Origin of the sequence: Exiguobacterium sp. s70 (assembly GCF_018618315.1) — a bacterium.
Taxonomy (GTDB): Bacteria; Bacillota; Bacilli; order Exiguobacteriales; family Exiguobacteriaceae; genus Exiguobacterium; species Exiguobacterium chiriqhucha.
The window spans coordinates 601,917-627,752 of the sequence record NZ_JACSLV010000001.1 but is presented as its reverse complement, the minus strand read 5'-3'; the positions used below and the strand labels follow the sequence as shown (position 1 = coordinate 627,752).

The 25,836-nt window shown below is 53.9% G+C and carries 35 protein-coding genes; 23 read left to right on the top strand and 12 right to left on the bottom strand.

Annotated features, from left to right (window positions below):
• Positions 1 to 10: 10 nt before the first annotated feature.
• Positions 11 to 1,384: a sensor histidine kinase gene (locus KNP84_RS03190; protein WP_215114406.1), complete on the bottom strand. Its 1,374-nt coding sequence runs from the start codon at positions 1,382 to 1,384 to the stop codon at positions 11 to 13.
• 13 nt (positions 1,385 to 1,397) lie between these two features.
• Positions 1,398 to 2,090, bottom strand: coding sequence for a response regulator transcription factor (locus tag KNP84_RS03185; protein WP_215114218.1), 693 nt, complete (start codon positions 2,088 to 2,090; stop codon positions 1,398 to 1,400).
• 107 nt (positions 2,091 to 2,197) lie between these two features.
• On the opposite strand from KNP84_RS03185, the gene KNP84_RS03180 reads away from it, so the two are divergent.
• The 4 genes from KNP84_RS03180 to KNP84_RS03165 all read left to right on the top strand — a co-directional run bounded on the left by KNP84_RS03180 (position 2,198) and on the right by KNP84_RS03165 (position 6,039).
• Entirely contained in the window at positions 2,198 to 2,956 is a 759-nt protein-coding gene (locus KNP84_RS03180; protein WP_215114217.1) for an ABC transporter ATP-binding protein, read from the top strand.
• Positions 2,943 to 4,772, top strand: coding sequence for an FtsX-like permease family protein (locus tag KNP84_RS03175; RefSeq protein WP_215114216.1), 1,830 nt, complete (start codon positions 2,943 to 2,945; stop codon positions 4,770 to 4,772). Before KNP84_RS03180 ends, KNP84_RS03175 begins: the two co-directional genes overlap by 14 nt.
• 13 nt (positions 4,773 to 4,785) lie before the next feature.
• Entirely contained in the window at positions 4,786 to 5,130 is a 345-nt protein-coding gene (locus tag KNP84_RS03170) for a YxeA family protein (protein ID WP_215114215.1), read from the top strand.
• Between the two features lie 153 nt (positions 5,131 to 5,283).
• The gene (locus tag KNP84_RS03165; RefSeq protein WP_215114214.1) at positions 5,284 to 6,039 is read left to right on the top strand and encodes a Fic family protein; all 756 of its coding nucleotides are present in this window, start codon (positions 5,284 to 5,286) and stop codon (positions 6,037 to 6,039) included.
• A gap of 29 nt (positions 6,040 to 6,068) precedes the next feature.
• Here KNP84_RS03165 and KNP84_RS03160 read toward each other — a convergent pair whose 3' ends face one another.
• Positions 6,069 to 6,509 (bottom strand): MerR family transcriptional regulator, encoded by a 441-nt coding sequence (locus KNP84_RS03160; protein WP_021066372.1) that lies wholly within the window; start codon positions 6,507 to 6,509, stop codon positions 6,069 to 6,071.
• 320 nt (positions 6,510 to 6,829) lie between these two features.
• Here KNP84_RS03160 and KNP84_RS03155 point away from each other — a divergent pair, with 320 nt between their 5' ends.
• The 8 genes from KNP84_RS03155 (at position 6,830) to KNP84_RS03120 (ending at position 15,297) form a co-directional block, all read left to right on the top strand.
• A complete protein-coding gene (locus tag KNP84_RS03155) occupies positions 6,830 to 7,042 on the top strand; it encodes a hypothetical protein (protein WP_215114213.1) in 213 nt (70 codons plus the stop codon).
• 68 nt (positions 7,043 to 7,110) lie between these two features.
• Positions 7,111 to 7,251: a YvrJ family protein gene (locus tag KNP84_RS03150; protein ID WP_021066374.1), complete on the top strand. Its 141-nt coding sequence runs from the start codon at positions 7,111 to 7,113 to the stop codon at positions 7,249 to 7,251.
• Positions 7,252 to 7,277: 26 nt separating this feature from the next.
• Positions 7,278 to 7,490, top strand: a complete 213-nt coding sequence (locus tag KNP84_RS03145; RefSeq protein WP_021066375.1) for a hypothetical protein — start codon at positions 7,278 to 7,280, stop codon at positions 7,488 to 7,490.
• 29 nt (positions 7,491 to 7,519) lie between these two features.
• On the top strand, positions 7,520 to 7,732 hold the full coding sequence (locus KNP84_RS03140) for a DUF2922 domain-containing protein (RefSeq protein ID WP_021066376.1): 213 nt from the start codon (positions 7,520 to 7,522) through the stop codon (positions 7,730 to 7,732).
• 114 nt (positions 7,733 to 7,846) lie between these two features.
• Positions 7,847 to 10,588: an Ig-like domain-containing protein gene (locus KNP84_RS03135; protein ID WP_215114212.1), complete on the top strand. Its 2,742-nt coding sequence runs from the start codon at positions 7,847 to 7,849 to the stop codon at positions 10,586 to 10,588.
• A gap of 120 nt (positions 10,589 to 10,708) precedes the next feature.
• The gene (locus KNP84_RS03130) at positions 10,709 to 12,532 is read left to right on the top strand and encodes a methyl-accepting chemotaxis protein (RefSeq protein ID WP_215114211.1); all 1,824 of its coding nucleotides are present in this window, start codon (positions 10,709 to 10,711) and stop codon (positions 12,530 to 12,532) included.
• A gap of 188 nt (positions 12,533 to 12,720) precedes the next feature.
• Positions 12,721 to 14,424, top strand: a complete 1,704-nt coding sequence (locus KNP84_RS03125) for a methyl-accepting chemotaxis protein (protein ID WP_215114210.1) — start codon at positions 12,721 to 12,723, stop codon at positions 14,422 to 14,424.
• 126 nt (positions 14,425 to 14,550) lie between these two features.
• A complete protein-coding gene (locus KNP84_RS03120; RefSeq protein ID WP_215114209.1) occupies positions 14,551 to 15,297 on the top strand; it encodes an SDR family NAD(P)-dependent oxidoreductase in 747 nt (248 codons plus the stop codon).
• A gap of 72 nt (positions 15,298 to 15,369) precedes the next feature.
• Here KNP84_RS03120 and KNP84_RS03115 read toward each other — a convergent pair whose 3' ends face one another.
• Positions 15,370 to 16,254: a tetratricopeptide repeat protein gene (locus KNP84_RS03115; protein WP_021066381.1), complete on the bottom strand. Its 885-nt coding sequence runs from the start codon at positions 16,252 to 16,254 to the stop codon at positions 15,370 to 15,372.
• 125 nt (positions 16,255 to 16,379) lie between these two features.
• Between KNP84_RS03115 and KNP84_RS03110 the strand changes: the two genes are divergently transcribed.
• Together KNP84_RS03110 and KNP84_RS03105 are read left to right on the top strand one after the other, a co-directional pair.
• Positions 16,380 to 16,607: a DUF3221 domain-containing protein gene (locus KNP84_RS03110; RefSeq protein ID WP_215114208.1), complete on the top strand. Its 228-nt coding sequence runs from the start codon at positions 16,380 to 16,382 to the stop codon at positions 16,605 to 16,607.
• 19 nt (positions 16,608 to 16,626) lie between these two features.
• A complete protein-coding gene (locus tag KNP84_RS03105; RefSeq protein WP_165569432.1) occupies positions 16,627 to 16,791 on the top strand; it encodes a hypothetical protein in 165 nt (54 codons plus the stop codon).
• A 13-nt stretch (positions 16,792 to 16,804) separates the two neighbouring features.
• Here KNP84_RS03105 and KNP84_RS03100 read toward each other — a convergent pair whose 3' ends face one another.
• Positions 16,805 to 18,046, bottom strand: a complete 1,242-nt coding sequence (locus KNP84_RS03100; protein WP_215114207.1) for a hypothetical protein — start codon at positions 18,044 to 18,046, stop codon at positions 16,805 to 16,807.
• Between the two features lie 260 nt (positions 18,047 to 18,306).
• On the opposite strand from KNP84_RS03100, the gene KNP84_RS03095 reads away from it, so the two are divergent.
• The gene (locus tag KNP84_RS03095; protein WP_214800989.1) at positions 18,307 to 18,867 is read left to right on the top strand and encodes an AAA family ATPase; all 561 of its coding nucleotides are present in this window, start codon (positions 18,307 to 18,309) and stop codon (positions 18,865 to 18,867) included.
• A 312-nt stretch (positions 18,868 to 19,179) separates the two neighbouring features.
• Here KNP84_RS03095 and KNP84_RS03090 read toward each other — a convergent pair whose 3' ends face one another.
• Both KNP84_RS03090 and KNP84_RS15330 read right to left on the bottom strand, forming a co-directional pair.
• Positions 19,180 to 19,353, bottom strand: a complete 174-nt coding sequence (locus KNP84_RS03090; protein WP_214763612.1) for a family 4 glycosyl hydrolase — start codon at positions 19,351 to 19,353, stop codon at positions 19,180 to 19,182.
• Positions 19,278 to 19,439, bottom strand: a complete 162-nt coding sequence (locus tag KNP84_RS15330) for a hypothetical protein (protein ID WP_215188179.1) — start codon at positions 19,437 to 19,439, stop codon at positions 19,278 to 19,280. Before KNP84_RS15330 ends, KNP84_RS03090 begins: the two co-directional genes overlap by 76 nt.
• A 56-nt stretch (positions 19,440 to 19,495) precedes the next feature.
• On the opposite strand from KNP84_RS15330, the gene KNP84_RS03080 reads away from it, so the two are divergent.
• The 6 genes from KNP84_RS03080 (at position 19,496) to KNP84_RS03055 (ending at position 22,560) form a co-directional block, all read left to right on the top strand.
• Positions 19,496 to 19,828 carry a GntR family transcriptional regulator gene (locus KNP84_RS03080; protein WP_251128866.1) on the top strand — a complete coding sequence of 111 codons (333 nt, stop codon included), beginning with the start codon at positions 19,496 to 19,498 and terminating at the stop codon, positions 19,826 to 19,828.
• A gap of 131 nt (positions 19,829 to 19,959) precedes the next feature.
• Positions 19,960 to 20,178, top strand: a complete 219-nt coding sequence (locus tag KNP84_RS03075) for a DUF6440 family protein (protein WP_215114206.1) — start codon at positions 19,960 to 19,962, stop codon at positions 20,176 to 20,178.
• Positions 20,178 to 20,711: a GNAT family N-acetyltransferase gene (locus tag KNP84_RS03070; protein WP_214718354.1), complete on the top strand. Its 534-nt coding sequence runs from the start codon at positions 20,178 to 20,180 to the stop codon at positions 20,709 to 20,711. The genes KNP84_RS03075 and KNP84_RS03070 overlap by 1 nt, the downstream gene beginning before the upstream one ends.
• Positions 20,712 to 20,726: 15 nt before the next feature.
• Positions 20,727 to 21,431, top strand: coding sequence for an ABC transporter ATP-binding protein (locus KNP84_RS03065; RefSeq protein ID WP_214718158.1), 705 nt, complete (start codon positions 20,727 to 20,729; stop codon positions 21,429 to 21,431).
• Positions 21,428 to 22,201, top strand: coding sequence for an ABC transporter permease (locus KNP84_RS03060; protein ID WP_214751501.1), 774 nt, complete (start codon positions 21,428 to 21,430; stop codon positions 22,199 to 22,201). Before KNP84_RS03065 ends, KNP84_RS03060 begins: the two co-directional genes overlap by 4 nt.
• Complete coding sequence (locus KNP84_RS03055) at positions 22,198 to 22,560, top strand: VOC family protein (RefSeq protein WP_138858932.1); 363 nt, start codon at positions 22,198 to 22,200, stop codon at positions 22,558 to 22,560. Before KNP84_RS03060 ends, KNP84_RS03055 begins: the two co-directional genes overlap by 4 nt.
• 35 nt (positions 22,561 to 22,595) lie before the next feature.
• On the opposite strand, the gene KNP84_RS03050 is transcribed toward KNP84_RS03055, so the two are convergent.
• The 5 genes from KNP84_RS03050 to KNP84_RS03030 form a co-directional block, all read right to left on the bottom strand.
• Positions 22,596 to 23,105, bottom strand: a complete 510-nt coding sequence (locus KNP84_RS03050; protein ID WP_214832153.1) for a hypothetical protein — start codon at positions 23,103 to 23,105, stop codon at positions 22,596 to 22,598.
• Positions 23,106 to 23,240: 135 nt separating this feature from the next.
• Entirely contained in the window at positions 23,241 to 23,465 is a 225-nt protein-coding gene (locus tag KNP84_RS15190) for a hypothetical protein (protein ID WP_251131113.1), read from the bottom strand.
• A 111-nt stretch (positions 23,466 to 23,576) separates the two neighbouring features.
• The gene (locus tag KNP84_RS03040) at positions 23,577 to 23,918 is read right to left on the bottom strand and encodes a DMT family transporter (RefSeq protein ID WP_214826582.1); all 342 of its coding nucleotides are present in this window, start codon (positions 23,916 to 23,918) and stop codon (positions 23,577 to 23,579) included.
• A gap of 11 nt (positions 23,919 to 23,929) precedes the next feature.
• Positions 23,930 to 24,238, bottom strand: coding sequence for a DMT family transporter (locus KNP84_RS03035; RefSeq protein ID WP_214710875.1), 309 nt, complete (start codon positions 24,236 to 24,238; stop codon positions 23,930 to 23,932).
• Between the two features lies 1 nt (position 24,239).
• Complete coding sequence (locus KNP84_RS03030; RefSeq protein WP_214832151.1) at positions 24,240 to 24,767, bottom strand: TetR/AcrR family transcriptional regulator; 528 nt, start codon at positions 24,765 to 24,767, stop codon at positions 24,240 to 24,242.
• Between the two features lie 111 nt (positions 24,768 to 24,878).
• Here KNP84_RS03030 and KNP84_RS03025 point away from each other — a divergent pair, with 111 nt between their 5' ends.
• Positions 24,879 to 25,451 (top strand): zinc dependent phospholipase C family protein, encoded by a 573-nt coding sequence (locus tag KNP84_RS03025; protein ID WP_215114205.1) that lies wholly within the window; start codon positions 24,879 to 24,881, stop codon positions 25,449 to 25,451.
• On the top strand, positions 25,448 to 25,738 hold the full coding sequence (locus KNP84_RS03020) for a hypothetical protein (protein WP_021066410.1): 291 nt from the start codon (positions 25,448 to 25,450) through the stop codon (positions 25,736 to 25,738). Before KNP84_RS03025 ends, KNP84_RS03020 begins: the two co-directional genes overlap by 4 nt.
• The last annotated feature ends 98 nt before the right edge of the window (positions 25,739 to 25,836 follow it).

Sequence of the window (25,836 nt, the reverse complement as noted above, 5' to 3'; positions counted from 1 at the left end):
ATCCTTTTTGTTATGCCGGTAACTCGATGCGAATCGTCGTCCCGGACCCACGCTCGCTCGTCACGGAAACGGTGCCGCCGTGCGCTTTGATGATGTCCCGGGAAATGGCCATGCCGAGCCCGCTGCCGAGCGCGTCGGTCGTGTTCGTGCCCCGGTAGTAGCGTTCGAAAATGTATGGCAGTTCGTTCGCGTCGATGCCGATACCGTCGTCTTGAATCGTGATCACATCATGTGCGACGGACACATGGACGGCGACCGTCTCATCGTTATGGAGCAGGGCGTTATACAAGAAGTTGAGGAGGGCCCGCTTCATGAAGTGCCGGTCGATGGGGCGCGTCTCGGCGTTCGTGCTCGTGAACGTGATGTCCCGCTCGGAGAACCGGGCGTCGTTCAACACGTCGATGACGAGCTCGCGGACGAACCCTTCGAGCCCGGTCTCGACCGTCTCGAGCGGGAAATCGCCGTGCTGGAGCCGCATCGTCAAATTGAAGTCGTCGATCAATTCCCTCATATACAACGCCTGTCGCTCGATGACCTCGGCGTATTGGCGCCGTTCGGAATCATTCAGCTCCTGGTCGTCGAGCAGCTCGGCGTAGCCTTGAATCGAGGCGAGCGGCGTCTTCAAGTCGTGCGAGACGTTGCTCATCCATTCTTTCCGGCGCAGTTCGAGCTCTTCGCGTTCCGACTCGTACGTCGTCAGCGTCTCGGACACGTCGTTCAAGTTGGCGAAGACGGGCCGATACATGCCGGGCCGTTTCGGTTCGACGGTCGAGAAGTCACGCGCCTTCAACTGGGCGATCCGTTCGGTCAGTCGATAGACCGGCTTCGTCAAAATCGAGCTGAACGCAAGGCCGATCAGCGCCGCGACGGCGAGGTCGACGATGAGCAGGATGAGACCGGCCTTTGAGACGTAGGCGAGCACGGACTGCGGGTCGAACATCGTGACGATGCGGCCCTCGGTCGCCTCGGGGAAGCCGACGAGATAGCTATAGTCCTCGAACTCCCCGATGAAGTAGAGGACGAGGTCGTCGTCCTTGTATTTGTAGATCTGAATCAACTCGATCGGTGAGTACGCGTCCGGTGCCGTCGCCGGCGCATCGATGTCACTGACGACACGGCCGGACGCATCGAGCACTTGCAGGAAGGCGTTGTTCGCCTCGAGTGCTCGAACCCCGTCCGGACTGATGACCGGTTCGCCGTCCTCGAGCGTCATATATTGATTGAACGTACGCGTGAACGTCTCGCCGGAGTTGCTTTCGACGTCATCGATGCCGGTCCGTTGATTGACGAGGAGAGCTACGAGAATAACGACGTTCAAGATGACGACGATGGCCACGATGGCCAGAATCGACACCAAATAGTTACCGGTCAGTTTCCATTTCACGTGTGACCGCCCCCTATGCCTCGAACTTGTAGCCGAGCCCTTTGACCGTCTTGATATAGGTCGGTTGGGACGGATTCGGTTCGATTTTTTCGCGGAGCCGGCGCATGTGCACCATGACGGTGTTGTCGGCCCCATAGAAATCTTCGCCCCACACTTGCGTGAACAGCGTCTCTTTGCTGAGAATCCGGTTCGGGTTGCGCATGAAGCAGGCGAGCAGGCCGACTTCTTTGGCCGTCAGCTCGAGGCGGACGCCGTCACGATCCACCTCGGTACCGTCCGCGTTCAACCGGAACGGACCGACGACCGTGTCAATCGGGAGCTCGGGTGCGTCATAGAGCGACACGCGGCGAAGTTGCGCCTTGACGCGGAAGGCGACTTCTTTCGGGCTGAACGGCTTCGTGATATAGTCGTCGCCGCCGATGGCGAGGCCGAGAATCTTGTCGACCTCGTCGGACTTGGCCGACAGAAACAAAATCGGGATGTTCGACGTGTTCCGGATTTGCCGGCACAGCTCGTAGCCTTCGCCGTCCGGCAACATGACGTCGAGGATGGCGAGATGGGGCGCGAACGCCGTGAACGTTGCGAGTCCGTCTCGAATCGTGTGGGCCGTCCGAATCTCGCGGAAGCCTTCTTTCTCTAACGCTTTTTGGATGAGCGTACATAAGTCTCTCTCGTCGTCGACGATTAAGATACGTGGTTGTTCCATGATCATCACCTCTCGTTCAAGCATAACACTTAAGCTTTTTGTAAGGTACGCGTGATTTTCAGTTAAGGTATGGCCTGTATCGTAATGGATAGAAAGAGGTGCTCATAATGAATCCATTACTACAAGTTGATGCTATCCAAAAGACATACACGACCGGAGGCCATGCCTTTAACGCGCTCGATGGCGTGTCGTTCACGATTGACCACGGCGAGTTCGTCGGAATCATGGGGCCGTCGGGAGCCGGGAAGTCGACGCTGTTGAACGTGCTCGCGACGATCGACACACCGACGGACGGGGACATCTTCGTCGACGGAGAGAATATCGCCAAGCTCGAAGAAGAGGCGCTTTCGGACTTCCGACGCGACCATCTCGGTTTCATCTTCCAAGACTATAACCTGCTCGACTCGCTCACGGTCCGAGAAAATATCCTGCTCCCGCTCGCCGTCACGAAGACGCCGATCGACGAGACACGGTCACGCGTCGACGCGCTCGCGCATCGGTTCGGGATCACGGCGATCCTCGACCAATACCCGTACCAAATTTCGGGTGGACAGAAGCAGCGGACGGCGGTGTGCCGCGCGCTCATCTCCAATCCGAAGCTCATCTTTGCCGACGAACCGACGGGGGCGCTCGACTCGAAGTCGGCGACGGATCTGCTCCAGACGCTCGCCGGGTTGAACGAGGCCGAGACGACGATCATGATGGTGACGCACGATGCCTACGCCGCGAGTTTTTGTCGACGGGTGCTCTACATCCAGGACGGACGGTTGTCGAAAGAACTGATTCGCGGCACGACATCGCGCGACGCCTTCTATCAGACGATTCTCGACGAGCTGAAAGGCGGTGCGTCCGATGACGCTGTTTGATCTCGCGAAGAAGAACGTCGCCCGCAACTTGTCACGCTATGCGCTCTACGTCGGGACGACCATCTTCTCCATCATCATCTATTTCACGTTCGCGACGCTCAAGCATAGCGATGAGATTAGCGGCATGGCCGAGACGTCAGGGCAGATTCGAAGTTTAATGAGCGCCTCGACGTTCATTCTGCTCGTCTTCGTCGCTCTGTTCATCGCCTACTCGAACGCCTTCTTTTTGAAAGGGCGTAAACGAGAGGTCGGGCTCTATTCGCTCCTCGGGGTACGCAAGAAACAAATCGGGACACTTTTGTTGTTCGAGAACCTCGTCATCGGCGCGGTGTCGCTCATCGTCGGAATCGGGCTCGGTTTGCTCGGCTCGAATGCGCTGTTACAGCTGTTGCTCCGCTTGATGAACAGCGACTTGTCGATTGGCTTCACGGTCGCGACATCGGCCCTCATCGAGACGACGCTCGTGTTCGTGGCCATCTTCTTGTTCACGTCGTTCCAAGGCTATCGGGTCATCTATCGCTTCAAGCTGATTGAACTGTTCCATGCTGATAAGAAAGGTGAGGACGTCCCGGAAGCGAGCCCGTTCATGGCGCTCCTTGGAGTGTTCGTCCTCGGCGCGGCCTATTGGCTCGCCTTGCAAGACTTGGCGACATCACCGCTCTGGGGATATCTCACGGCGGCGATGCCGCTCCTCATCATCGGGCTCACGATCGTCGGGTCGGGTCTGTTGTTCCATAGTGTCCTCATCTTCATCCTCGGCCGCCTGAAAGCGAATGAGCGCTGGTCATGGCGCCGGCTCAACTTGTTGACGACGTCACAGTTGTTATACCGAATCCGTGGTAACGCCAAGACGCTCACGCTCATCAGCATCATCAGTGCGACGGCAATCACGGCCGGCGGCGCCATCTTCAGCGTCTATTATTACGCCGAGCAACAAGTCACATCGTACGCACCGTACACGTTCGCCTGGCAAGGTGAGGCGCGTGATATCGATGCCGATGTGCTTCGTCAGACGACCGTTCTCGAGAAGACGGTTCGGGTCGCTGGGGAGATGGGGGAACGCGAATATGGCGTCATCGATGAGTCGACGTTCCGAGCCGTCGCGACCGATCTGGGCTGGGATACACCACCGGCACTGACACAAAATCAGGTCTATTTGATTGATCCGTTCTATGACGAGCGATTCTCAGAAAATGTGACCGAGGTCGGGCTCGATGGTGTGACACATGAAGTCGCTTCTCGCTACGACGAGACACCGCTCAACGTCATGACGTTCGGCGGCTTGCTTCTCGTGACACCGGATGACGTGTTCACGGCACTGTCGGAACCGGCAACGACGTATCAAGCCGTCTCCGTCGCCGATTATAAAGAACAAACCGCCTTGTCGGAGTCGTTGTCGAACGAAACGAATTTCTCGAGCGCGACGGCCTTATATAGCGAAGCGATGGCCGTGCACGGCGCACTGTTGTTCGTCGGCAGCTTCCTCGGACTCGTCTTCCTCGTCGCCACCGGCAGTATCATCTACTTCAAGACGATGACCGAAGCGGAAGAGGACCGGGCCAAATACGCGGTACTCCGAAAAGTCGGCATCTCGAAACGTGACGTGAAACGAACGATTCGCCAACAGATCGCTGTCGTGTTCCTAGCGCCATTCTCGCTCGGCATCGTGCACGCCTCGGTCGCGCTCGTCGCATTCTCGAGGTTGCTCGGAATGAATTTCACGGTGCCGGTGCTCGTCTGGATGGCTTTGTACAGCGCGATCTATGCGCTCTACTACGTGCTGACCGTACGTCGGTTCACGAAACAAATTTTATGAAGGAGAGAGAATGATGAAAAAAGGAATCATTGCGAGCATCGCGCTCATCATTGTTGTCATCGGTCTCATCAATCTCGATTGGCAACGGCTCGGGAAAGATCATGTCTACGTGCAAGTCGGGGAGGTCACGGAAGTGGAAGAGACGACGCTCGATTCGGGTGACGTCGTCCGCCGCTACGTCTACTCGACCGAGGGGCTGACGAAGGACGGCGATCCGCAAACGGTCACGTTCACGGCGGCGAAAGAGCTTCGGAGCAGGGCGTACTTGAAACTGTACGTCAAAAATAAGGATGAGGTCACGTCATACGACGAAGTGTCGGTCGCGGACGTCCCCGAGGCGGCACGGGAGAAGTTATGAAAATAAAGCACGATGTATCACACATGTGTGGGAATGATGTATCGTGCTTTTTCGCATATGTCACGAAGTAAGGCGCTCCATCGAAATCGACTTGCTCAGGGAAACAAGCGTATAATGAAATCACGAACACTTGAGAGAAAGGAAGCGGGTTATATGTTTGAGCAACTGACGATGAAAAAAGAGCAACTGGATCAAAACCGACCGCTGCCGACGTATACGCTTCAAAGTTTGAGAGCAAAACTCTTTTTAGAATGGACATACAACTCGAATGCCATTGAAGGAAATACGTTGACAATCAACGAGACCAAAGTGGTGCTGGAAGGTATAACGGTTGGCGGGAAGACGATGCGAGAACATCTAGAAGTGATTAACCATCAAGATGCTATTTCCTACGTCGAAGAGATTGTCCGACGTGAAGAGCCGCTGACGGAGTGGCAAATTAAAAATTTGCACCGTCTCGTCTTGAAAGGCATTGACGATTCGTATGCAGGCGTCTATCGGGATCAGCAAGTGTTTATTGCGGGGGCGGTCCATACACCGCCGCCCCCGTATCTCATTCAAGATCAAATGGGGCAGCTGATGCGGTGGTATGAAACTGAGACGGATACGATGCATCCAGTTGAACGGGGTTCTTTATTGCATGCTAAGTTTGTGGGAATTCACCCGTTCATTGATGGAAATGGTCGTACATCTCGGTTGTTGCTCAATTTAGAGTTGATGAAGTCCGGTTATCCGCCGATTGTCATCAAAGTCGAAAATCGCCTGAGTTATTACAATGCGTTAGATCGAGCGCATACGACAGGAATGTACGACGACTTTATCGCCCTTGTCGCGACCGAGGTCGAAACATCACTGGATTTATACTTGAGCGCGATTGCCCCTCATCCATCCAAGAACAGCCCTTCCTGACGATTCAGGAAGGGCTGTCTCATGTCCGCTTATCCAAGCGGGAGTTCGGTTTTCAATTCCAGTTGGAGTATGTACGCCAATTCTTTATGGGCTAGCTCGGAGAAGTTCGTCTTTTTGACGTGTGTCCGGGGCCGTAGTCCGCATTCCAATGCGATGTCGACGATTGTCCGAATCTGATTTTCCGTATAGAAGCGCTTGCGTCCCATCGTGAACGGGGTCGGTGGCAAGACGCCGTCGGTTTCCCATTTGATCAGCTGTTGCTGGCTACGGGGAATCCCGGCGACATGAAACGCACGGCTCAGTTCTTTGAGTGGATAGACGGTCAATGGGCGTTCGTTGTACAGGAACGGCTTCGCGTTTTCCGGGCGATAAGCATCCCAGTCAGTCGCATAAAACGTCAGGTCGGTGTGGTCGAAGTCGAGTTGAGCGGAAGGAATAGAAGTGTTGAGTGCGAAGTCTAAGCTGTTCATCTAGAGTATCTCCTTCTTCAAGTCAAACTGGTCATTTCGAAAATGCCCTCCTACGTATAGTAACCCATTTCTAAGCAATTAACTGCCAGTTTTTTCAAAGTGGGGAAATGAATTCATGGGACTTTAGGCGTGTTTTCGAAATTCGATTGACGTCTATTAAGATACCCTAATTGGTATGAGAATTCAAGGAATAAAGCCGATTTCGACCGATGAATGCGTCTTCATTCAGAATAGGTCTATAGTCGTTACGAAAAGGTTACAAGGCAATATGAGCAAACATTCACCAACTTCGGTTAATAGGGGCGAAGGAGGTGAGACATATGGCAGTGTATCGAGAATACGCAAGCGTCTTTTATCTCGACACGAAGCGGCTCGTTGACGACAAGGAAAAGCGTCAGCTCGTCCGGTTCGGTCCACTCGGTGCGCGGATGGAGACCGAGGAGATCAAGCAGTTCGGTGATCTGTTGATTCCGCTTCTCGCGGTCGAATCCGCCGCATACGTCGTGTCGCGTGAATTCCACGTGACGTTCTAATTGGAGGAACCCCTGATGCGTGTACCGAAGCGTCCCGCCGGAGCCTTGTCCGATGAGCGGGTGGGCCCATGAGCTGGCCCGAACTTATCTCGAACCTCGGCTTCCCGATCGTCGTCTCGCTCTATCTGCTCCACCGGATCGAGACGCGCCTTGAGCGCATGATTCAACTGCTCGAACGTCTCGACTCGACCTATCCATCTGAATTGTAATCCATCCCCGAAAGGAGCCATCCCCCATGGCCGTATTGACTGAAAAGAAAGCCACGCTCGTCTTGACGACGCACCACGATTTGAACAGCTTGAAACCGACGAAGAAAACGCAGCGCTTCGGTCCAATCCGGGCGGCGCTCACGGCTGACAATGCCGAGGCGTTCGGTCACCTCATGCTCGACTTGACCGAGCAAGAAGATTTCACCGTGTCGGTCGTTCGCGAATACGACGTCGTCTAATCACACCCACATCCAAGGAGGACTAACCCATGACTGAGACTAAAGTAGAAATCGCATTTTTGGACATGTTCAATAAAGTATCGCGCTTCCGTTTGAATAACGTGAAACAGCCGGTCGACGCGTTGAAAGTGCAAGCGCTCGCCGACTTCATGGTCGCCAACGACCCGCTCGGCAAGAGTGTCGTCAAATGGACAGAAATCAAGATGATCGAAGGTACACAGACCGTGTTGAACGTCCAATAATCCAAAGGCATCGTCTCTCAAAAAAAGAGACGGTGCTTTTTTCCTGTTTTGCTTCTAAAAATCACAAATTGAAGGTATATTTTTAATATATTGAATAAAAGGAAGGTATTGTAAATGAAGAAATGGCACTATGCAATTTTATTCGTCGCGCTGTTGTTCGTGATGTTCCCGATGGATCAAGCGAACGCGACTCCGAAGTTCGAGCTGGGCACGCTGCTCGAGCAAGAAGTGAAGACAATTGAAGGGTCTCCCTTCTATTTGGACTATCAAGACGGAGCCACGCGGCTTCATGATGTAGAACGACAGACCGTCGTACCCATCGATTACAACGGCAATCTGACGGCGGATCGGTCGCATGATGAAGATGGGGCGTATGGAGATTTCTATACGTTCAAGCCGAGCTTAGACGGTGAATCATTCATGGCGACGCATCATCGGACGGGGGATATGATTCATGTTAACCGGGATGGGTCGACGCGTACATTCAGCCCGCCGTTCGACACAGAGTCGATTCGACTTATCACGTACGATGCGAGTCGCGACATCATGTTGTGGGAGAACAAAGGCTCGAAGCAACTCGTGACGACTGATTCGGATGGCGTCACGAAGTGGGAGCGTACTCTCTCCGATCGTGAACAAGTGATATTGGCGACAAACACGAACGAACTCGTCGTTGCGGACACGTACTCGGACGTCCTGCTCCATCTGAATCCAGATACAGGCGAGATAATCGAGACAATCAAGATGCCGAATACGGTGACAGCGGTATTTGCTGAACCTACGACAGATCACATTCTGTTAGAAGGGTTTAGTGACTTACACGTGTACGATTGGAAGCAACGTACCATCACGACGCTTGATTTGAAAAATCAGTCGCTCTATGAAATCGAGTCGTTTACCTATCAGAATGGCACGTACTACGCGATGACTGAGTTCGATTATTTGGTCACCATTGATTTAGCCACAAGGACATTGACCAAACTACGACTGGATTCGTTCAATTCACGGCTTGACTATGAGTTGTTGCACGGGGGCTACTTGCTTCGAAACGACCAACGCTTATTGGCGGCAGAGCGTGCACATCTGATTCCAGGTCAGCTATACACATCGCTGAAAGCCACGAAACCGACTGGAGACGACAACTACTGGTTAGGCGAGTCGTATCAATTGATGGCGACTGTCGTGACAATCGATCGCATCTATCATAAGATCCCGGTTGCGGATTTGGGAGCGGATGTAGAAGTCATCAACGCGACGCGCTCATTCGACGAAGGATACACGATCCCATCGTTCGACGAGTCGTTCAGTTATGCCGTTCGATTCGGAAACCTCACAAGCAGCAGGGTCACCTTGAATCCGGTAACGAAAGTGCCGCTTCAAGTCGAGACGTCGTTTGCCAACGGGGCGGTCGGTGAGATTACAGGTATGACTGCGCCGAACATGACGGTGTATGTGACATGTGAAAACAACAAATACGCGAGCTGTGACGGGTCGGTCACGGCCGATGAGGCAGGACGTTTCACATTCTCACGCGGCATTCTCTGGGGAAATCAAACCATTACGGTTTGGGCAGCAGATCACGCGACGTATGACCAAGCCACAAAAGCATCGGTCAAACAGACGTTCCAGATGAATGAACCGACCGACACGAACATCGCCGAAGTGTTGACCGAGACGGCGATGGAAGGTGTGACGATTCGGACAAAACCACATGCCCGAGTCGAGGTGCGTCAATTGTTCTCACCGACAAACTATGAAGTTCGTGAAGTCCAAGCAGACGCATCGGGAGTCGCGAAGTTAACGGAGTACAATCGAGACAAGCCGATGTACTACCGTGTCATTTATCGCATTCTCGACACGAACAGTCAGTATGCGAATCTTTACGTATCAACAGATTATCCGGTGCCTGACGTCACGTGGACAAAACCACCGAAGACAGGTGATACGACTGTGACTGTTCATTATAACGGGACACTCTCTCCACTGCTCGCGGTGGCGCGAAATGGCCGAGATGAATCAGCAAAACGTCTCGTTCCTGGAACGAACGTCATCGCGTTGAAAGGACCACTCTGGGAAGGACAGACGATTCGACTCATCGCGAGTTTCCGCCCTGAACTCAGTAAAACGTTCGAACAAAAAGTGACGAGTGACGCACCGAAGACACTCAGCATCAAAGATGTGCTCGTCACATCGTCTACTTCAACGTTTACAGTGTTGAAAGATACACCGGCATACTTGAACTTCATCGTGAATGGGAAGCCAATCTCATACACTGAGGTTGGAAAAGACCGCTACCGGATCTCGGTGAAACCAGGCACTTCGGTCGTCGTCGAGTCGACGATTGGGTCGAAGAAGAAGCGGACGACGTACAAAGTCCCGACGGCTTCGTTGACGTCGTTCGCGCCGTCTGACGAAGTGAGCACGTGGAAAGGGAAGACACTCCCGAACGCCACAGTCACCGTGAAGGCGGGGACGAAAGTGATTGGACGGACGAAGGCGAACTCGACCGGTAGCTATCAAGTGAAGTTTGCCCGTCAGCGTGCCGGCACGAAACTCGTGTTCGAGGCGAAAGTCGGTGTGGCCCGTGACGCGAAGAGTGCGACCGTCAAAGCAGGCGTTCGTCCGACGGTGAGCACCGGCACAATCCGCTCGACGACGAAGTCGATTGCTGTTCGCACGAACGTCCCGTACGGCACGGTGACGATTTATAACGGAAAGACGCTCGTCGCGAAGAAGACGATCACATCGACTTCGACGAACGTGTCCATTAAACCGCAAAAACGTGGCTCGAAGTTGACGATTAAAGTCGTGACGCCGGCCAACCGAAGCGGCCAGACTGTAAAGTCCGTATTATAATGTAGAGAAAAGGTGACTGATTTTTCAGTCATCTTTTTTTATTTTGGTCAATCCCCTTTAGATTCCTCGACGTCAAGACGATATAGGAAGAAACGTTGCATGCGAGAGGGGAATATACATATGTCAGTGAAACAGAAGTGGATAGCGTTACGGAACCGGTTAAACGTCCGGCGCTTTCAATGGAAACCGAAACGACGAAAGCCAAGCACGCGTGAAGGAAAACGAGTGACCGGCAAGAACCTGACCATCCGTCAAAAGCTGTGGGGACTCGTCATTCTCGCGCTCCTCATGGTCGCAGGTGTCGGTGGCTACTCGCTCTTGTCGCTCGCCGATGCGAACCGTCAAGGCGATGACATTGTCAACAACTGGAACAAAGGGCTCGACTACGCCCACGAGTTGAACACGCTCGCGGCGAACTATCGCGCGCTCGAGCTTGAACACATCGTGACGGACGACGCGGCCGCGAAAGAAGAATTGATGACCGCGATGAAAGAGATTCGGACACGCATCAATGAAATCGCCCCGAAATATGAACAGACGGCGACGGGTGAGACGGACAAAGAACTGTTCGCCAACTTCAGCAAGCAGTGGGAGATGTATCAACGCGTGTCGGACAATATGCTGATCTTCAGTACGTCTGGCAACAACGGCATGGCCCGCTCGTATTACGATGCCCAGTCACAATCGACATACGATAATTTCACGCAACGCCTGACCGAGCTCGTCGACTACAACTCGGAAGGTTCACAACGTGTCGGCGCCGACATGGAACGTGAGTTTCAACAGTCGCTCATCGCGCTACTTGCGGTGACGATCGGTGCGGTCGTACTTCTGTTGTTCCTCGGACTGAGTCTATTGCGCTCCATCATCAAACCGATGCGGGTGCTCCAAGAGAAGTTCGACGAGTTGGCCTCACAAGGCGGTGACTTGACGATGGCGATCCCGGTCACATCGAACGACGAGATCGCGCAAGTGAGCCGCTCGTTCAACACGTTCCTCGCGACGCTACGCGACATCATGATCGACGTTGACAAGACGGCAAAAGTCGTCCTCGTCTCCTCAAAAGAAGTGGCAGCGGAAGTCATTGAACTGAGCCGTTACATGGAAGAGACGTCAGGCACGGTCGAGGAATTGACAGCCGGTATGGAAGAGACGGCCGCATCTTCGCAAGAGATGAGCGCGTCTACGACCGAGATGGGCAGTTCCATCGATTCCATCGTCGACTTGTCGAACGACAGCGCGGCGACAGCGGGCGACGTCGAACGTCGCGCCCACGCCATGCGTGAACAAGCCGTTGCATCGAAGACGGAAGCGAACGCCATCATCGAGCAGAAACGCATCGAGCTCGACGAGGCAATCAAAGGGGCGCAGTCGGTCGAACAGATCCGGGTCTTGACGAGCGCGATTCTCACCATCGCCGACCAGACGAACTTGCTTGCCTTGAACGCATCGATTGAGGCGGCTCGGGCCGGAGATGCCGGCCGTGGTTTCGCGGTTGTCGCTTCGGAGATTCGAAAGCTTGCCGAGAACTCGCGCCAGACGGTGAACGAGATTCAAGCGGTATCGCACACGGTCATCGATTCGGTCGCCCGGCTCAATACGAGTTCGGCCGATATGCTGACGTTCCTCGACACGAAAGTGCTCACCGATTACGACCGGCTCGAGGAGTCGGCCACTCAATATGAGGCAGATGCGACCGTGTTCGGACAAACGGCAGAGACGTTCGAGACGAACGCGCTCCAACTCCGTCATATGACCGATAGTATCCTCCACGTCATCCAAGAAGTCGCGACGACCGTGACCGAAGGGGCGGACGGGACCCAATCGATTTCGGAGAAAGTCCAACTGTCCGTCGAGCGGTTCAACGACGTGCAGGCACGGATGCAGGAGACCGAACAACGTGCGGTCGAACTATCGAATCGCGTGTCACAGTTTAAACTATGATGCTAGACCGTAGCCCACAGCTACGGTCTTTCTTGTGGCAAAAATGTGGAGTGGAAACTAGGAAATGAGGTCAATGTTGAAATAAATGTGCGAGAAGATTGGAAAACCGGTTCCGACATCCGATAAAACCCATGTAGTTCCAAAAAAAGAGAGATAGAGGTGGGAGAGGACACGTTCCTCGAAAGATTATGAAACGATTCAATCAACTGTCATTGACACAAAAACTGTTTAGCGGCATCGGATTGATTTTGCTGTTCGTCACGCTCGGCATGGGCTATAACCTATGGACGCTGCAAAATATGACGAGCCAATACGAAGACATGATTCGTGACGACGTCATGAAGATGAAAGCGGCCGACGACTTGTCGCTCGGGATGACACGCCAAGCGTACGGCGTACGCGGATATATTCTCGTCCAAGATGACGAACGGCGCGCCCAAATCGAACGCGGCGCCAAAGAAAAGAAAGAGGCGATCGAACAATTGCTCGCGCTGTCGAACACGGATGCCGAGACGAAAGAACTCGAGAGCATGCTCTCCTATGCGACCGGCTATGATGATTTGGCGCAAGAAGTCATCGTCGCGGCCGATAATAACGATCAGGACAACATCGACCGATTGACGCTCCGGCTCATGCCTGACGTGACGGCATCGATCTCGGAGACGGGCGAACGGTTGCAAGCCGAGACCGAAGCGACGATCGTCGAGAAACAACAGGAGCTCGAGCGGCTTGGCGGACAGGCGTTCCTTTACTCGACAGGGATTGCCCTCCTCATCTTGCTGCTCACGCTCGGGGCCGGCTATATGCTCCAGCGCATGGTGACGGTACCGCTCCGTCAATTATCGGACGAGGTCGGCATCGTCGCCGACGGCGATTTGACGCGCGCCGACCTTCAAGCGCTCACGCGCGATGAAATCGGTGAGCTCATGATTGGTTTCAACCAGATGAAAGGCAACCTTCGCGAACTCATCGACGAAGTGAGCCGGAACGCCCAAGAGATTACGGCCCAGTCGGAAGAACTGTACGCGAGCACGGAAGAGATGTCTTCGCAGACAGAAGAGACGACGCGGATGATCGAACAAGTCGTCGGGGAGACGGTCAACCAGGCAGCGGCTGCCTCGAAGAGTGGGCAAGCGGTCGCAGTGGCTGATGAAGGTGTCGAACGGATTGCCACATCGATTGGAACGATTAGTCAAGACGTCCAGACGAGTCTGAAGCTCGCCGAACGCGGCGAACAGACGATTCAACAAGCGAAGCAAGAAGTGCTCGCGCTCGAATCGGAGACGGTCACGACCGGACAGTCGATTACAGCATTAAAACAGCAGTCGGACGAGATCGCCCTCATCACCGAGGTCATCCAATCAATCACCGACCAGACGAACCTGCTCGCCTTGAACGCGGCCATTGAAGCGGCCCGGGCCGGGGAGCAAGGAAAAGGTTTCGCCGTCGTCGCTGAAGAAGTGCGGAAGCTAGCGGAACAGTCGAAACAATCTGCGTCTCAAATCGCCGGCTTAATCGAATCGATTCAAGTCCAGTCGAACGCGGTGCTCGAGCGTCACGCCATCAGCGCCCGCCGCGTTGAGACGAACACGGCGCTGCTCGAAGAAGCGACAGCGTCGTTCCAACAAATTGTCGGGCAATTGCACGCCTCGGTCGAGAACACGGAACAAATCCGGGTCGCCTCGAGCGAGATTGCGATGACGACGAAACAAGTCGCGACAGCGGCGATTCATATGGCGAGTGACAGTGAAGGCACGGCCGAGACGATGCGCAGCGTCGGAGAGACGGCCGACGCCCAGCTCGCGATGATTCAAGAGTTGAACGGCGTCGCCGAGTCGCTCGGCAATATGACCGGTGACTTGCAGACGCTCATCGGACGTTTCCAAACATAAGACGGACCGTCCTTTCCTGTTCTAGGGAAAGGACGGTTTTTGCGTGTTGTCAGGATTGACGAGAGGGTGTTACGGGAATTGCGGGAGAGAGACAACATCTCGACTAACATGAAAAGGGGACACATTATGAAATATACCGTCATCACAGGAGCAAGTTCAGGTATTGGCTATGAAGCAGCGAAATTGCTCGCCAAGCAAGGGAAGTCACTCGTACTCGTGGCACGCCGCCACGACGAGCTTGAGAAGTTGCGGAGCGAAATCAAGGCGATTGCACCGAAGAGCGATGTCATCATCAAGGCCAAAGACTTGTCATACAGCGAGAACGTATACGGGCTGTATGAATCGCTCGCCGATCTCGACATCGAGACGTGGATCAACAACGCAGGGTTCGGGGACTCGAATTTCGTGAAGGACGTCGAGGTCGGGAAAATCGAGAACATGATCCGCTTGAATGTGGAGGCGTTGACGGTGCTGTCGAGCCTATACGTCCGCGACTATCATAACGTCGAAGGGGCGACGCTGTTGAACGTCGCATCGGTCGTTGGCTATCACATCGCCAAAAAAGGCGTCACGTATAGCGCGACCAAATTCTTCGTCAGCACGTATACGGAAGGGCTTGCCCGCGAGCTCATGAACGATGGGGACAAACTGCGGGCGAAAGTGCTCGCACCGGCTGCGACGGAGACGGGCTTTGCGAACCGCGCCCGCGAAGAGGACGACTTCGACTATAGCCAAAACGTCGAGAAGTATCATACGGCCGAAGAGATGGCCGGGTTCTTAGTGCAACTGCTCGAAAGCGATCAAGTCGTCGGCATCGTCAACCACGAGGACTACTCGTTCGAGTTGCGTGGACCGATTCATCCGTATATGTGATCAAGTCAAACAAAAAAACAAACAGGGGTCCCGTCACCGACATGTGGTGGCAGGACCCCTGTTCAGATTTAATCAAGACGAGCGCATCGAATCCCCGTAGCCTCCGGTCAACCGGTGCGTGAGCCGGTGATACCAATAGCGGAGACGCAAACGGTATACATACAGTTTGGACGTGTTCGGCAAGACGACGTTGTCGATATAATCGGCGAACATGGCGCGGAACATGTGGTCCTCACTGTCGTCATACGTCGCACTCCACATGCCGTGCTCTTCGACCTCGAGCAACATCGCGATTGTCTCGTCATCGAGCTGATGGTTGTCTTCCGGCAACCGTTTGACGAGCATCTCGACCCGATGGCTGCAGATGGATGCATAAAGCGAGTGGGCGCGCGGGTTGCGCGGGTTGGCGTTCAAGTATCCGATGGCCACCTTGAGGAGCTCATCGTTCATCTCGAGTGGAATCTCATCATATACTTGGAAGAATTCGAGTAACATCGGCACCGTCTCTTCGTTGAATCCGGCGAGCCGGACGTAATGCATCAAGTGGAGACCGGCCTCCCCATAAAACTTACGATTGAAGTAATGGACGGCGATGGTGCGTTGGACGATCGGCACGTTCGGATAGCGTTCGACGGCCCGAAGGAAATGCTGCTCGGCCTCGAACAAGAAATTCGTATCGTCGCTCAAGATGCCATGGAGACAGTGGATCATGTAATGGTCGCCTTTTGCGCTCGCGGCTTCGAGCACGTCGCGGGCCCGGCCGAACTCACCTTCACGGATGAGCGGATACGCCCGCATCGCCGGAAAGAACGGGTCGTCCGGAAAGTTCGTCTCGCCGCGGACGACGAGCGATTCGATTGCTTCGGCGTTATAGTCGTCAATCATTTCTTCAAGGAGCATCATCTCGAGGAAGGTGCGTTGAAAGTCTGGATGGTGTAAATCGATGGTGTGTTTCATGAAGGTCCCTCCCGGCGTAAATGAGTGTTGCTTCATTATACCGAGCATTCGGACGGACGAGTAGAGTTATTTCAAAAAATGGGAAAAGAATAGGGAAGGATTTCCGAGGAAATGGAGGGATGGAGATGGTCACGTTCACGGGTTATATTGTCGAGCTCGAACCGACGCGGATGCGGGTCGCGACGAATCTAGATGCCGAGCCGTTCGATGGTATCGTGTTTCACTGGGAAGAGCCGCTTCGAGAGGATGAGACACCGCTCGCCGTCGGGCAACAGGTGCGCGTCGAGCACGATGAGAAGATGACCCGCTCGCTGCCGCCTCAGGCGACGGCGTATCGGGTCGATGTGCTATGATGAGACCGAGGTGAACGAAATGGGACAGTCGAATTTCTTATGGATGGGTGTCGTCATCGCCATCAGTGCGCTGATTGTCTGGTTGTTGCAGGACGTGATGCCATTTTGGATGTTGTCGATTATCCTGCTCCTATTCGGGGCCGCGGTCGGCAACTTGCAGCGACGCTCTCGAAACGACACGTAAAAAAAGCACGTCATCATTCCGATGGCGTGCTTTCTTCATCTTCAGTTTCAACTGCAGGCGGCTCGTCTGTGGCTTCTTCGGTCGCGTCATCGGCGACCGGTTTCTCCTTGACGACGGGCGGCGTCTCTTTCTTGTCAGGTTTAGCGGTGGCTTTCGGCTTGTCTTGTTTCTTGACCGGTGCCGCCTCCGCTTCTTTTTCTTGAACTGCCGGCTGTTCCGGCTCGACCGGTTCGGCCGGTTCGGTCACGGGGACGTCAGGCTCGGTCGGTTGCTCCGTGACGGGAGGGGCCTCCGATTCTTCAGCAGGTTGTTCCGGTTCGGCCGTAGGCTCTTCCTCGACCGGTGCCGGTTCTTCAACTGAAGGCTCGGTCGGTTCCGGTGTGTCTGGTGCTGCCTCGGCTTCCGGTGCTGGTGTCGGTTCGGGCGCGGGTTCCGGTTCAGGAGCTGGAGCTGTTTCGACCGGGTCCTCACGTTTCGGTACCGGTGTAATCGGTGCGACCGGTGCGAGTTCAGCGGCCGGGGCACTGCGTTTTGTCGTCGGTGGCGGGGCCGGTGTATCCGACTCGAGGAACGACAGTACGTCTTGTTCGAACAAGGCGACCGGGAGCGTCTTCGTCACCAAGTGAAGGCCGAGCACTCGTCCATTGGCCGTGACGATCGGGCTGCCGATGGCGCGGTTCGGTAAATCGAATTCGCGGCGATAGCTGTCTTCTTCGAACGTGAGCGTTCCTTCAATCTGTTCGTCCGGTGCGAGTGTCAACACCGATTCGTCTGGTCCGACAATCGCGTGACTGAACGAGAACGGGGTCGCTTTTACTTTTTCGATGCGGATGACGGCGATGGCGTCAGTCCGGCCGATGACCGTTCCATTCACCGTCTTGTCACCATGTTTCATCGTGACGCGGGTGATGCCGGCGACGTTATGGGCCGCCGTCAATATATCTTGCGGGCTAATCAAAAACCCGGTACCCGTGCCGACCGTATACAGGCTATCTTGCAACGTCTCGAGGTCGACGGTGGTGGCACCATCGGCTGAGACCGTGTCTTTCGTGATGTTCAAATCGACTTTGTCGGCGAGTGAATCACTCGAGCGCGGGCTGTCGGTAAGATAGGCGTTCGTTAAAAACGAGACGAATGCGATGAGTGCAATGACGATGGGGACAGCAATCCATTTCAAGCGACGTGGGCGATGGCCACACGTCGGACAAACAGTGGTTTTCGAGCGGGTCTTCGCTCCGCAGCGTGGACAAGTCACGGGATGACACCTTCCTTCATACACATAGATGATATGCCTATTCCTCATATGAAGCAGGGGTAAACAAATATTTGTTGGGGGCACACACATTTATCTGGATTTGGACTGACTTTTTTTAAAACGGGAATGGGTTAGAGTAACGTTTCAGAAAGGGGAAACCGACATGCAGCCCTTTTGGACGACCCGTGCCTTCCGTTCCTATTCGATGAGTCGAGCAATATGATATGCTGTTGAAAATGACAGTAGGGATGGGATTAGATATGAAGTTCGTCGTATTATTCGGTCCACAAGCCGTCGGTAAGATGACGGTCGGACAAGAGCTCGCCAGCATCACGGATTTAAAGCTGTTCCATAACCATATGACGATTGATCTCGTCAGTCCGTTCTTCAGTTATGGGACGGACGAAGGCCGCCGCCTCGTCCAGCTGTTCCGCCATGAGCTGTTCGAAGCGGTCGCGAAAAGTGACTTGGACGGAATGATTTTCACGTACGTCTGGGCGTTTGATTTAGTAGAGGACTGGGCGTATATCAAACAAGTGACCGACCTGTTCGAGTCGAACGGGGCCGATATCTACTACGTCGAGCTCGAGGCGGACATCGAAGAGCGGCTGATCCGCAACCAAACGGAGAACCGGCTGACACATAAGCCGACGAAGCGGGATATCGCCTGGTCGGAAGGTGAGTTGAAGCAGACGGCGACGCTCTATCGATTGAACTCACAGCACGGGGAACTCGACGTCGACAACTATTTGCGCATCAACAACACGCATCTCGATGCGGCGACGGTCGCTGAACGAATCAAACAACATTTCCAGCTATGACAAAAGCGAGTCCCGCATAAGGACTCGCTTTTGTTATGCCCACCAATCGGGGCGGTGATAGGAGGTGAGCAGGTCTTTCTCGACGAGATGTGCATCGAGGTAAGACGTGACGCTCGGGAGTATGGGATCGAGATCGGCCGGGTGGACCATGACCTCAATCGAGTCTCCAGGTTGAATCGCATCGAGCGTCTCTCGTGTGACGCCGTCACCGTAGAACGCGTCCTGAGACGCTTAGAGATGCGAAAAACATCGCCTAAATAAGTTGAATTGTGGTAAACGCGCTTCATACGCATCGAATAGCTGAATCAATCTTTACTCATCTTGGATGAGTGGATTCATCAAGCCGGCGGGATAGGCGTCGTGGTGCGAACCTGAGATAATCTCTTGAATCGCGAGTTGTTCAAACGTCTTCAAATTTGTGATGAATCCTTTGATTGGCAGCGGGAGTGACCCGATGGTGATTGGAAGCGGACCTGACTTCGTGATGATGGCGTCGTCAGGTGAATTTTGATGACGATACGGGCAAGATTCGTGAAGTTAACGAGCCAAGCGTCCGGGCAAATTACGGCCATCTCATTGGCGAGCTCAATCAAGACCAGAATCGTACGGAACGCTTTTACCAAGCCGGCTGGCACCGTTCATCGCCGTACAAGGGAAGCGCGGTCGAGTATCGTTCATCCCATGGCAGGTCGCACCGGGCATCACGAAAAACCAGGCCGAGCACTCGCTCTTTCAGACGTTGTCACAAGTCCATGACGTCCATGTCGCCAAGACGACGGAGGCGCTCGAGATTGCCCTCGCTGATGAGAAAGTGAGTGGGCTGCTCGACTGTCCACTCGGTACGCCGTGTTTCTATATCGAGACGGTGACCGAGGACGCCTCTGGACGTACGATTGAATATTCACGTTCCTACTTTAGAGGGGATAAGACGAGCTTCGTCATCGAGCGGAGCTATTCTTGAACACGCCACAGTCTGGCGTGTTTTTTTGTATGGATTAAAGGGGTTTCGCATCCGGCAGCCATGGATGTCTCTCATTCATTGAAACGAGAAGCTATGTTGCGTACAGTTAGAAGTAGAAAGGTGGGGGTAGGATGTTATTCAAAAAGAAAACAGCAGAAGAAGCGGCAGGAACGAAACGGTTTCACGTCAAGTTGACGGAACAACTGCCGGAACTCGGGCAAATCACCATCCTCGTCGATACGGCCACCGGCGTGAACTATATCCAGACATGGGTCGGGACAGGTGGTGGCATCACACCGCTACTCGATGCGAATGGTGATGTTGTCGTCGAGGAAGGGTACCGATCGTGATGTCACTCAGCACCAATCGGCTGACGTTACGGCGGGTGATAGCGGACGATGCGCCGCACCTGTTGGCGTATTTATCGAAACCTGAGGTCGTCCGCCATATGGGACTCGACCCGTTCACGTCGTTAGAGGATGCGTTAGAAGAGATTGCCTGGTACGATTCGATTCTCGAGGAAGGGACAGGTGTCCGCTGGGGCATCACGTTGACCGGGCAAGACGAGGTCATCGGCAGTTGCGGATTTTTGAACGTTTCAGCGAAGCACCAGAGGGCAGAAATCGGGTTTGAGCTCAGCTCGGATCATTGGGGAAGAGGTATTGCTGGTGAGGCGCTCCGAGCGGTCGTTCGTCATGGGTTCACACAACTCGGGTTCCATCGTATCGAGGCGCTCGTCGAGCCGGCGAATACCGCGTCACAACAGCTCCTCGAACGGGTCGGATTTACGCGAGAAGGGTTGCTACGGGGGTATGAGTTAACGCAAGGGAAATATGACGATTTGTATATGTATTCATTGCTTGAGACAGACAGCATGACATGATGGGGGACGACACCGATGCAGATTATTGAATTCAAAAACGTGAGTCATGGAGACATTTTACATAACGTGTCCGGTTATTTCCGGGAAGGACGCATCACGACGTTCGTCGGCCCGAGCGGTGCCGGCAAGACGACGTGCCTGAAGCACATCAATGGTCTGTTATCACCGGACGCCGGCGCGATTTACTTCAAAGGGGAGAACATCGATTCGATCGACGTTATCGAACTGCGCCAGCGAATCGGCATGGCGTTTCAAAGCGCGCCGATGATTGACGGGACGGTGTACGACAACATGAACTTGCCGAAAGCCATCTTCGGTGAGACGCTCGAACGGGAGCGGGCGGCGGACCTGTTACAGAAAGTCGACTTGGGCGGCATCTCGCTCGACCAACCGATCAAGACGTTGTCGGGCGGGGAACGGAGTCGTGTCGCCATTGCCCGGACGCTCGTCAACAAGCCGGACGTGCTGTTGTTGGACGAGATTACGGCGAGCCTCGACTATCGGACTGTGAAAGAGATTGAGAGGTTGATTGTGAGACTGCAAAAAGACTTCGGGGTCACCGTCGTCTGGATCACGCACGACTTGGATCAGGCCCGGCGTGTCAGTGATGACATGTGGTTTTTGCGAAACGGGGAATTGATTGAATTCGGCGACGCGACGTTCATCGACGAGTCCGACAATCCGATGATCGGTCGTTTCGTGAGGGGGGAAGAGCTATGACGTTCATCGAACTGATGACCTCATTGATTTTCGTCGCCATCCCGCTCGGTTTGGCACTGTTCTTAAAACTCGGGCTCGAACGCGACATCTTGATTGCGACGGTGCGGTCGATTGTTCAGTTGCTCATCATCGGCTACATTTTGACTTTCGTCTTCGAGAGCGACAGCCCGGTGTTCATGCTGCTCATGATTCTGTTGATGATTGGGGCGGCGACGCAGAACATTATCAAGAAAGGGGACGGCATCCCCGGCATCACATGGATGATTCTGCTCACGCTCGTCACGGTCGAGACGCTGACGATGGGCCTCATGCTCGGGCTCGGCATCATCCCGTTCGAGCCGGAGAAAGTCATCCCGATCAGCGGCATGGTCATCGGGAACTGTATGGTGTTGTCGCTCCTGTTCTTGAACAAGTTCAAAGACGAGGTCGAGCGGAGCGATGAAGTGATTGAGCTCATCTTGTCGTTCGGCGGCACACCGAAAGCAGCGATCGAGCGCAGTTTGAAGAGCGCTATCCGCACGAGCATGATTCCGACGGTCGAGGCGCAGAAGACGATGGGGCTCGTCCAACTCCCGGGTATGATGAGCGGTCTCATCATCGGCGGGGCCGACCCGATGGAGGCGGTGCTCTATCAATTGCTCATCTTGTTCCTCATCTTGACGACCGCATCCATCTCGGCGGTCATGGTCGGCTATCTCGCGTATCCGCGCCTGTTCAACCAAAAACTTCAGTTCGTCGGGTTGACGTATCGAAAGGGGAAAACGACATGATTCAAGGCATCCATCACGTGCAAATCACGATTCCGAAAGGGGAGGAAGCCCGTGCCCGTGCATTTTATTGCGGCGTGCTCGGTCTTCCAGAAATCGAGAAGCCGGTGTCACTTCAAGGACGGGGCGGGTTTTGGCTCGAGGTCGGCGACCGTAGCGTCCACGTCGGGACCGAGGACGGGGTTGACCGACTGTCGACGAAAGGACACGTCGCCTACGCCGTGACCGATTTGGCGGAATGGGGACAGAAGCTCGAGGCGGAAGGGATTGAGCGGCTCACGGGTATCCCGATTCCTGGATTCGACCGGTTCGAGTTCCGCGACCCGTTCGGCAATCGAGTCGAGATGATTCAAGCCCTCTGAATGGAGAGTGCCCGCTGTGGGTGCTCTTTTTTCGTTCAAGAGATGCCGAACAGTTCGATGACAGCTTTCCAATTGGAAGGATAGGCGTTGCTACCCCCATGCTGATGCAACAGTTTGCCGTGACGGTTCACAGTGAAGTTCCATTGTGTCCCGTCCATCGTGAAGTACCCTTTTTCCTCGAATACTTCAGGCCAGCGATGTGAGACGAGCGACACGAATCGCTCATGGACGCGGAAAGCATCTGTTTCGTTGTACCAACCGGAATGGGGAATCGCCGTGCTTAAGTCGAACTCTTCACGCCAGATGACTTCTCGTTTGACCGCGCCATCTTCAAAAAACGTGATGGTGGACTCGTTATGGACGCCGAAGCCGCCGACCGTGAACGTGACGGTGATGGTTGGTCGTTTTTTACGGATGGCATCGAGCGGGATGGTCGGCTCGAACGTCAATTTCGCTTCCCGGGATGCCTTGATGGCCAGCTGTTCGTCTACGGAACGCCTCGGACGTACGGATTGAAGCCATTGCTTTTTTGTTTGTTGATCCATGTTCATCATCCTTTCATCTCATCGGATGGGTTGATTATAAGCAAAATGAACATGAGGGGTATGTACAAAAATGAATCAGGTACGACGAAAGGGAGTGTCGATTGGGACACTCCCTTTTGAGGTGACGATTTAGTTTCAAGAAGGCGGAACGATTGTCCCTTGATGGAAACGCATCTTCCATTGGCCATCAACGTTCACCCAAATCGAACTGCGCAAGGCGATGCGTCCGGTGGAGTGGTCTTCGGTCCGATACGTGGCCAGGACGACGTCGTCTTGAACGGTCTCCAGTGAGAAGTCGGATAAGGTGATGTGAATCTCGCCGAGGTCCATCGTGGCGGCAGATGCCGTCCGATATAACATGCGTCCGGAACTGCCGATTTCAAAAAAACATCCGTGAGTAGACGGCGCAAATGCTCAGACGATGTGCGCACGTCGGTCGTCAGTAATGCCCGTTCCTGTTGTTCGATTAAGTCAGCCAGCATGTGGTTGCTCCTCCCGTTTTCCAAGATTCATGACGATGACGCCGAGCACGATGACAATCAGGCCGATGCTGTTCAAGGTCGACAGCACTTCCCCGTACACGAACACCCCAATCAGCCCGGTCGCGACCGTACCGAGCCCGGCCCAGACGCTATAGGCAATGCTGAGCGGGATGGTCTTCAAGACGATGCCCATCAACGTGAACGAGATGGCGAAGCTGATTAAGAGAACAAGACTCGGGAACAGATTGGTAAATCCGTCCGACAGCTTCAACATCGACGTCCCGAGCACTTCGAATGCAATCGATACTAGTAAGATTCCATAGGATTTCATGATTTCCCTCCTCATAGTTTCATCAAGACGAGCCCGATGATGACAAGCCCGATGCCCATGACGGTCTGAATCCGGACTTGTTCCTTGAAGACGAGGAAGCCGATCAGCGCCGTCGCTGCCGTGCCGACCCCGCTCCAAAACGCATAGGCGAAACTGAGTGGGATGGAAAGAAGGGCGAGCGACAACAAGTAAAATGCCGTCACGTAACCGAAGGCGACACCAAGGACGGGCAGGCGGCTCGTAGTCGTCGCGTTCAGCTTCAACATGCTCGAACCGAACAGTTCAGAGACGATGGCACCGACGAGATAGACGAAGCCCATATTACGATTCTCCTTTTGACAGCGCGTCGCACTTTTGTCGGATGATGCGGGCAGCCCGATTTTTGAACGCAGCGCTATAGCCATATGTCAACGCGAACCAAAACCCGTCACAGAGCAGTCGAAGCTCGAGCACGCGATTAGCGTCAGGACCATCCGCGGCGAACTGTTTATCCCAACGTTTGGCGGCGTCGTTCCAAAGCTTTCCGCTCGCATCTTCTTGTGATGAGATGAAGACGGCAATCAAGTCGGCATCACCATCGCTATAATCGAGCGTCGCGAGGGCGTAGGCGCGTGTGAACGGATAAGGACCATCTAACCCGGTTTGATGATGGACGATCCGATTTTCAAATTCATCGAGCGCCATTCTATTCATCTGCTGCAACAGGTTGGCCTTGCTTTCAAAGTGGTATAAGACGCCACCTTTCGTGATACCGGCGCGTTTGGCTAAGTGGTCCATCGACAGTTGTTGAATGCCCTCGGTTTGAATGATTTGTGCGGCGGTCCGCAGTAACAATTGTTTTTTACTCATGTGTGTCCTCCTCACTATACTGAACGGTCAGTATAGTGAGCGTATCAGAATAGAGTTGGGTTGTCGAGATGAATACATGAATGGGATAATTAGGAAAAGGGGGGAGAGATGATGGGTTCACATTTGATGCATTTCGTCATCGGGAATGAGGTGTTGGCGCATTTGACAGATGTCGATCGCACGGCTTTTTTGTTGGGAAATCTTGCGCCCGATGCGACGACGTCTAAACAAAACACCCACTATTACGCGGGACGGCATGAGGATATGACAAGACGGCTCGACCTTGATCAATATTGGGTGGACAGTGTGGACGAGAATCAATCGTTCCGCCTCGGCTATTATTGCCATCTCGTCGCGGACGAGATTTGGTTGCAGGGGTTTTATAAAGCCTGGCTCAAGCAAGTCATTACGAAAGACCCAGAAAAGCAGGCGATGTATTATACCGATTTTGATTCATATAACGCTCGTTTAGTGCAGCGATTGGACGCCTTCGATTTCGACGTGTTAACCAATGCCGCACAAGGCGAGCTGCTGGCACTCATCCTCAAAATCAAGCAAGATGCGAAGGCGAAAGAGGAAGGGACGTACACGATGTTTTTGCCACACCAGTTCGATGGCTACGTCGAAACGTGCATCCTTCGATGTCGACAGATGGTCCAACAGAAGAGTGGGGTGATTATATGATTCAACGACGTTATGCACCGCTTTACGTGACGTTTGGACTTTCTATTTTGACAATCGTGGCGCTGTTCACTGTGAACGGCCGCTTTTTCCCGGATTTGAACTTGATGACGGCCATATGGGTCTACATTGTTCTAGATGTCGCCCTGATTGCCACATTGATTTGGGGCCTGTTCTCAAAAGACAAGACGGTGCGTGTGTTCAGTCTCGTCGGGAATCTTGGATTGATTGTGCCGCTATCGATTTGGATTTTTTTGTTGGTGCTCGCTAACGGGATTTCGGAAGCGTAATCGGACAAATGAGAGTTACCGAATGAACTCTATTTACTTAGAAAGTGGACGAACGGTCCGCTTTCTTTTTTATTGGCATTAGATAGAAAGAATAATAT

Excerpts from the sequence above, each read along its gene's own strand:
- KNP84_RS03185 (WP_215114218.1), bottom strand. The coding sequence starts at position 2,090 with ATGGAACAACCACGTATCTTAATCGTCGACGACGAGAGAGACTTATGT.
- KNP84_RS03180 (WP_215114217.1), top strand. The coding sequence starts at position 2,198 with ATGAATCCATTACTACAAGTTGATGCTATCCAAAAGACATACACGACC.
- KNP84_RS03175 (WP_215114216.1), top strand. The coding sequence starts at position 2,943 with ATGACGCTGTTTGATCTCGCGAAGAAGAACGTCGCCCGCAACTTGTCA.
- KNP84_RS03170 (WP_215114215.1), top strand. The coding sequence starts at position 4,786 with ATGAAAAAAGGAATCATTGCGAGCATCGCGCTCATCATTGTTGTCATC.
- KNP84_RS03165 (WP_215114214.1), top strand. The coding sequence starts at position 5,284 with ATGTTTGAGCAACTGACGATGAAAAAAGAGCAACTGGATCAAAACCGA.
- KNP84_RS03160 (WP_021066372.1), bottom strand. The coding sequence starts at position 6,509 with ATGAACAGCTTAGACTTCGCACTCAACACTTCTATTCCTTCCGCTCAA.
- KNP84_RS03155 (WP_215114213.1), top strand. The coding sequence starts at position 6,830 with ATGGCAGTGTATCGAGAATACGCAAGCGTCTTTTATCTCGACACGAAG.
- KNP84_RS03150 (WP_021066374.1), top strand. The coding sequence starts at position 7,111 with ATGAGCTGGCCCGAACTTATCTCGAACCTCGGCTTCCCGATCGTCGTC.
- KNP84_RS03145 (WP_021066375.1), top strand. The coding sequence starts at position 7,278 with ATGGCCGTATTGACTGAAAAGAAAGCCACGCTCGTCTTGACGACGCAC.
- KNP84_RS03140 (WP_021066376.1), top strand. The coding sequence starts at position 7,520 with ATGACTGAGACTAAAGTAGAAATCGCATTTTTGGACATGTTCAATAAA.
- KNP84_RS03135 (WP_215114212.1), top strand. The coding sequence starts at position 7,847 with ATGAAGAAATGGCACTATGCAATTTTATTCGTCGCGCTGTTGTTCGTG.
- KNP84_RS03130 (WP_215114211.1), top strand. The coding sequence starts at position 10,709 with ATGTCAGTGAAACAGAAGTGGATAGCGTTACGGAACCGGTTAAACGTC.
- KNP84_RS03125 (WP_215114210.1), top strand. The coding sequence starts at position 12,721 with ATGAAACGATTCAATCAACTGTCATTGACACAAAAACTGTTTAGCGGC.
- KNP84_RS03120 (WP_215114209.1), top strand. The coding sequence starts at position 14,551 with ATGAAATATACCGTCATCACAGGAGCAAGTTCAGGTATTGGCTATGAA.
- KNP84_RS03115 (WP_021066381.1), bottom strand. The coding sequence starts at position 16,254 with ATGAAACACACCATCGATTTACACCATCCAGACTTTCAACGCACCTTC.
- KNP84_RS03110 (WP_215114208.1), top strand. The coding sequence starts at position 16,380 with ATGGTCACGTTCACGGGTTATATTGTCGAGCTCGAACCGACGCGGATG.
- KNP84_RS03105 (WP_165569432.1), top strand. The coding sequence starts at position 16,627 with ATGGGACAGTCGAATTTCTTATGGATGGGTGTCGTCATCGCCATCAGT.
- KNP84_RS03095 (WP_214800989.1), top strand. The coding sequence starts at position 18,307 with ATGAAGTTCGTCGTATTATTCGGTCCACAAGCCGTCGGTAAGATGACG.
- KNP84_RS15330 (WP_215188179.1), bottom strand. The coding sequence starts at position 19,439 with ATGGCCGTAATTTGCCCGGACGCTTGGCTCGTTAACTTCACGAATCTT.
- KNP84_RS03075 (WP_215114206.1), top strand. The coding sequence starts at position 19,960 with ATGTTATTCAAAAAGAAAACAGCAGAAGAAGCGGCAGGAACGAAACGG.
- KNP84_RS03070 (WP_214718354.1), top strand. The coding sequence starts at position 20,178 with ATGTCACTCAGCACCAATCGGCTGACGTTACGGCGGGTGATAGCGGAC.
- KNP84_RS03065 (WP_214718158.1), top strand. The coding sequence starts at position 20,727 with ATGCAGATTATTGAATTCAAAAACGTGAGTCATGGAGACATTTTACAT.
- KNP84_RS03060 (WP_214751501.1), top strand. The coding sequence starts at position 21,428 with ATGACGTTCATCGAACTGATGACCTCATTGATTTTCGTCGCCATCCCG.
- KNP84_RS03055 (WP_138858932.1), top strand. The coding sequence starts at position 22,198 with ATGATTCAAGGCATCCATCACGTGCAAATCACGATTCCGAAAGGGGAG.
- KNP84_RS03050 (WP_214832153.1), bottom strand. The coding sequence starts at position 23,105 with ATGGATCAACAAACAAAAAAGCAATGGCTTCAATCCGTACGTCCGAGG.
- KNP84_RS15190 (WP_251131113.1), bottom strand. The coding sequence starts at position 23,465 with ATGTTATATCGGACGGCATCTGCCGCCACGATGGACCTCGGCGAGATT.
- KNP84_RS03040 (WP_214826582.1), bottom strand. The coding sequence starts at position 23,918 with ATGAAATCCTATGGAATCTTACTAGTATCGATTGCATTCGAAGTGCTC.
- KNP84_RS03035 (WP_214710875.1), bottom strand. The coding sequence starts at position 24,238 with ATGGGCTTCGTCTATCTCGTCGGTGCCATCGTCTCTGAACTGTTCGGT.
- KNP84_RS03030 (WP_214832151.1), bottom strand. The coding sequence starts at position 24,767 with ATGAGTAAAAAACAATTGTTACTGCGGACCGCCGCACAAATCATTCAA.
- KNP84_RS03025 (WP_215114205.1), top strand. The coding sequence starts at position 24,879 with ATGGGTTCACATTTGATGCATTTCGTCATCGGGAATGAGGTGTTGGCG.
- KNP84_RS03020 (WP_021066410.1), top strand. The coding sequence starts at position 25,448 with ATGATTCAACGACGTTATGCACCGCTTTACGTGACGTTTGGACTTTCT.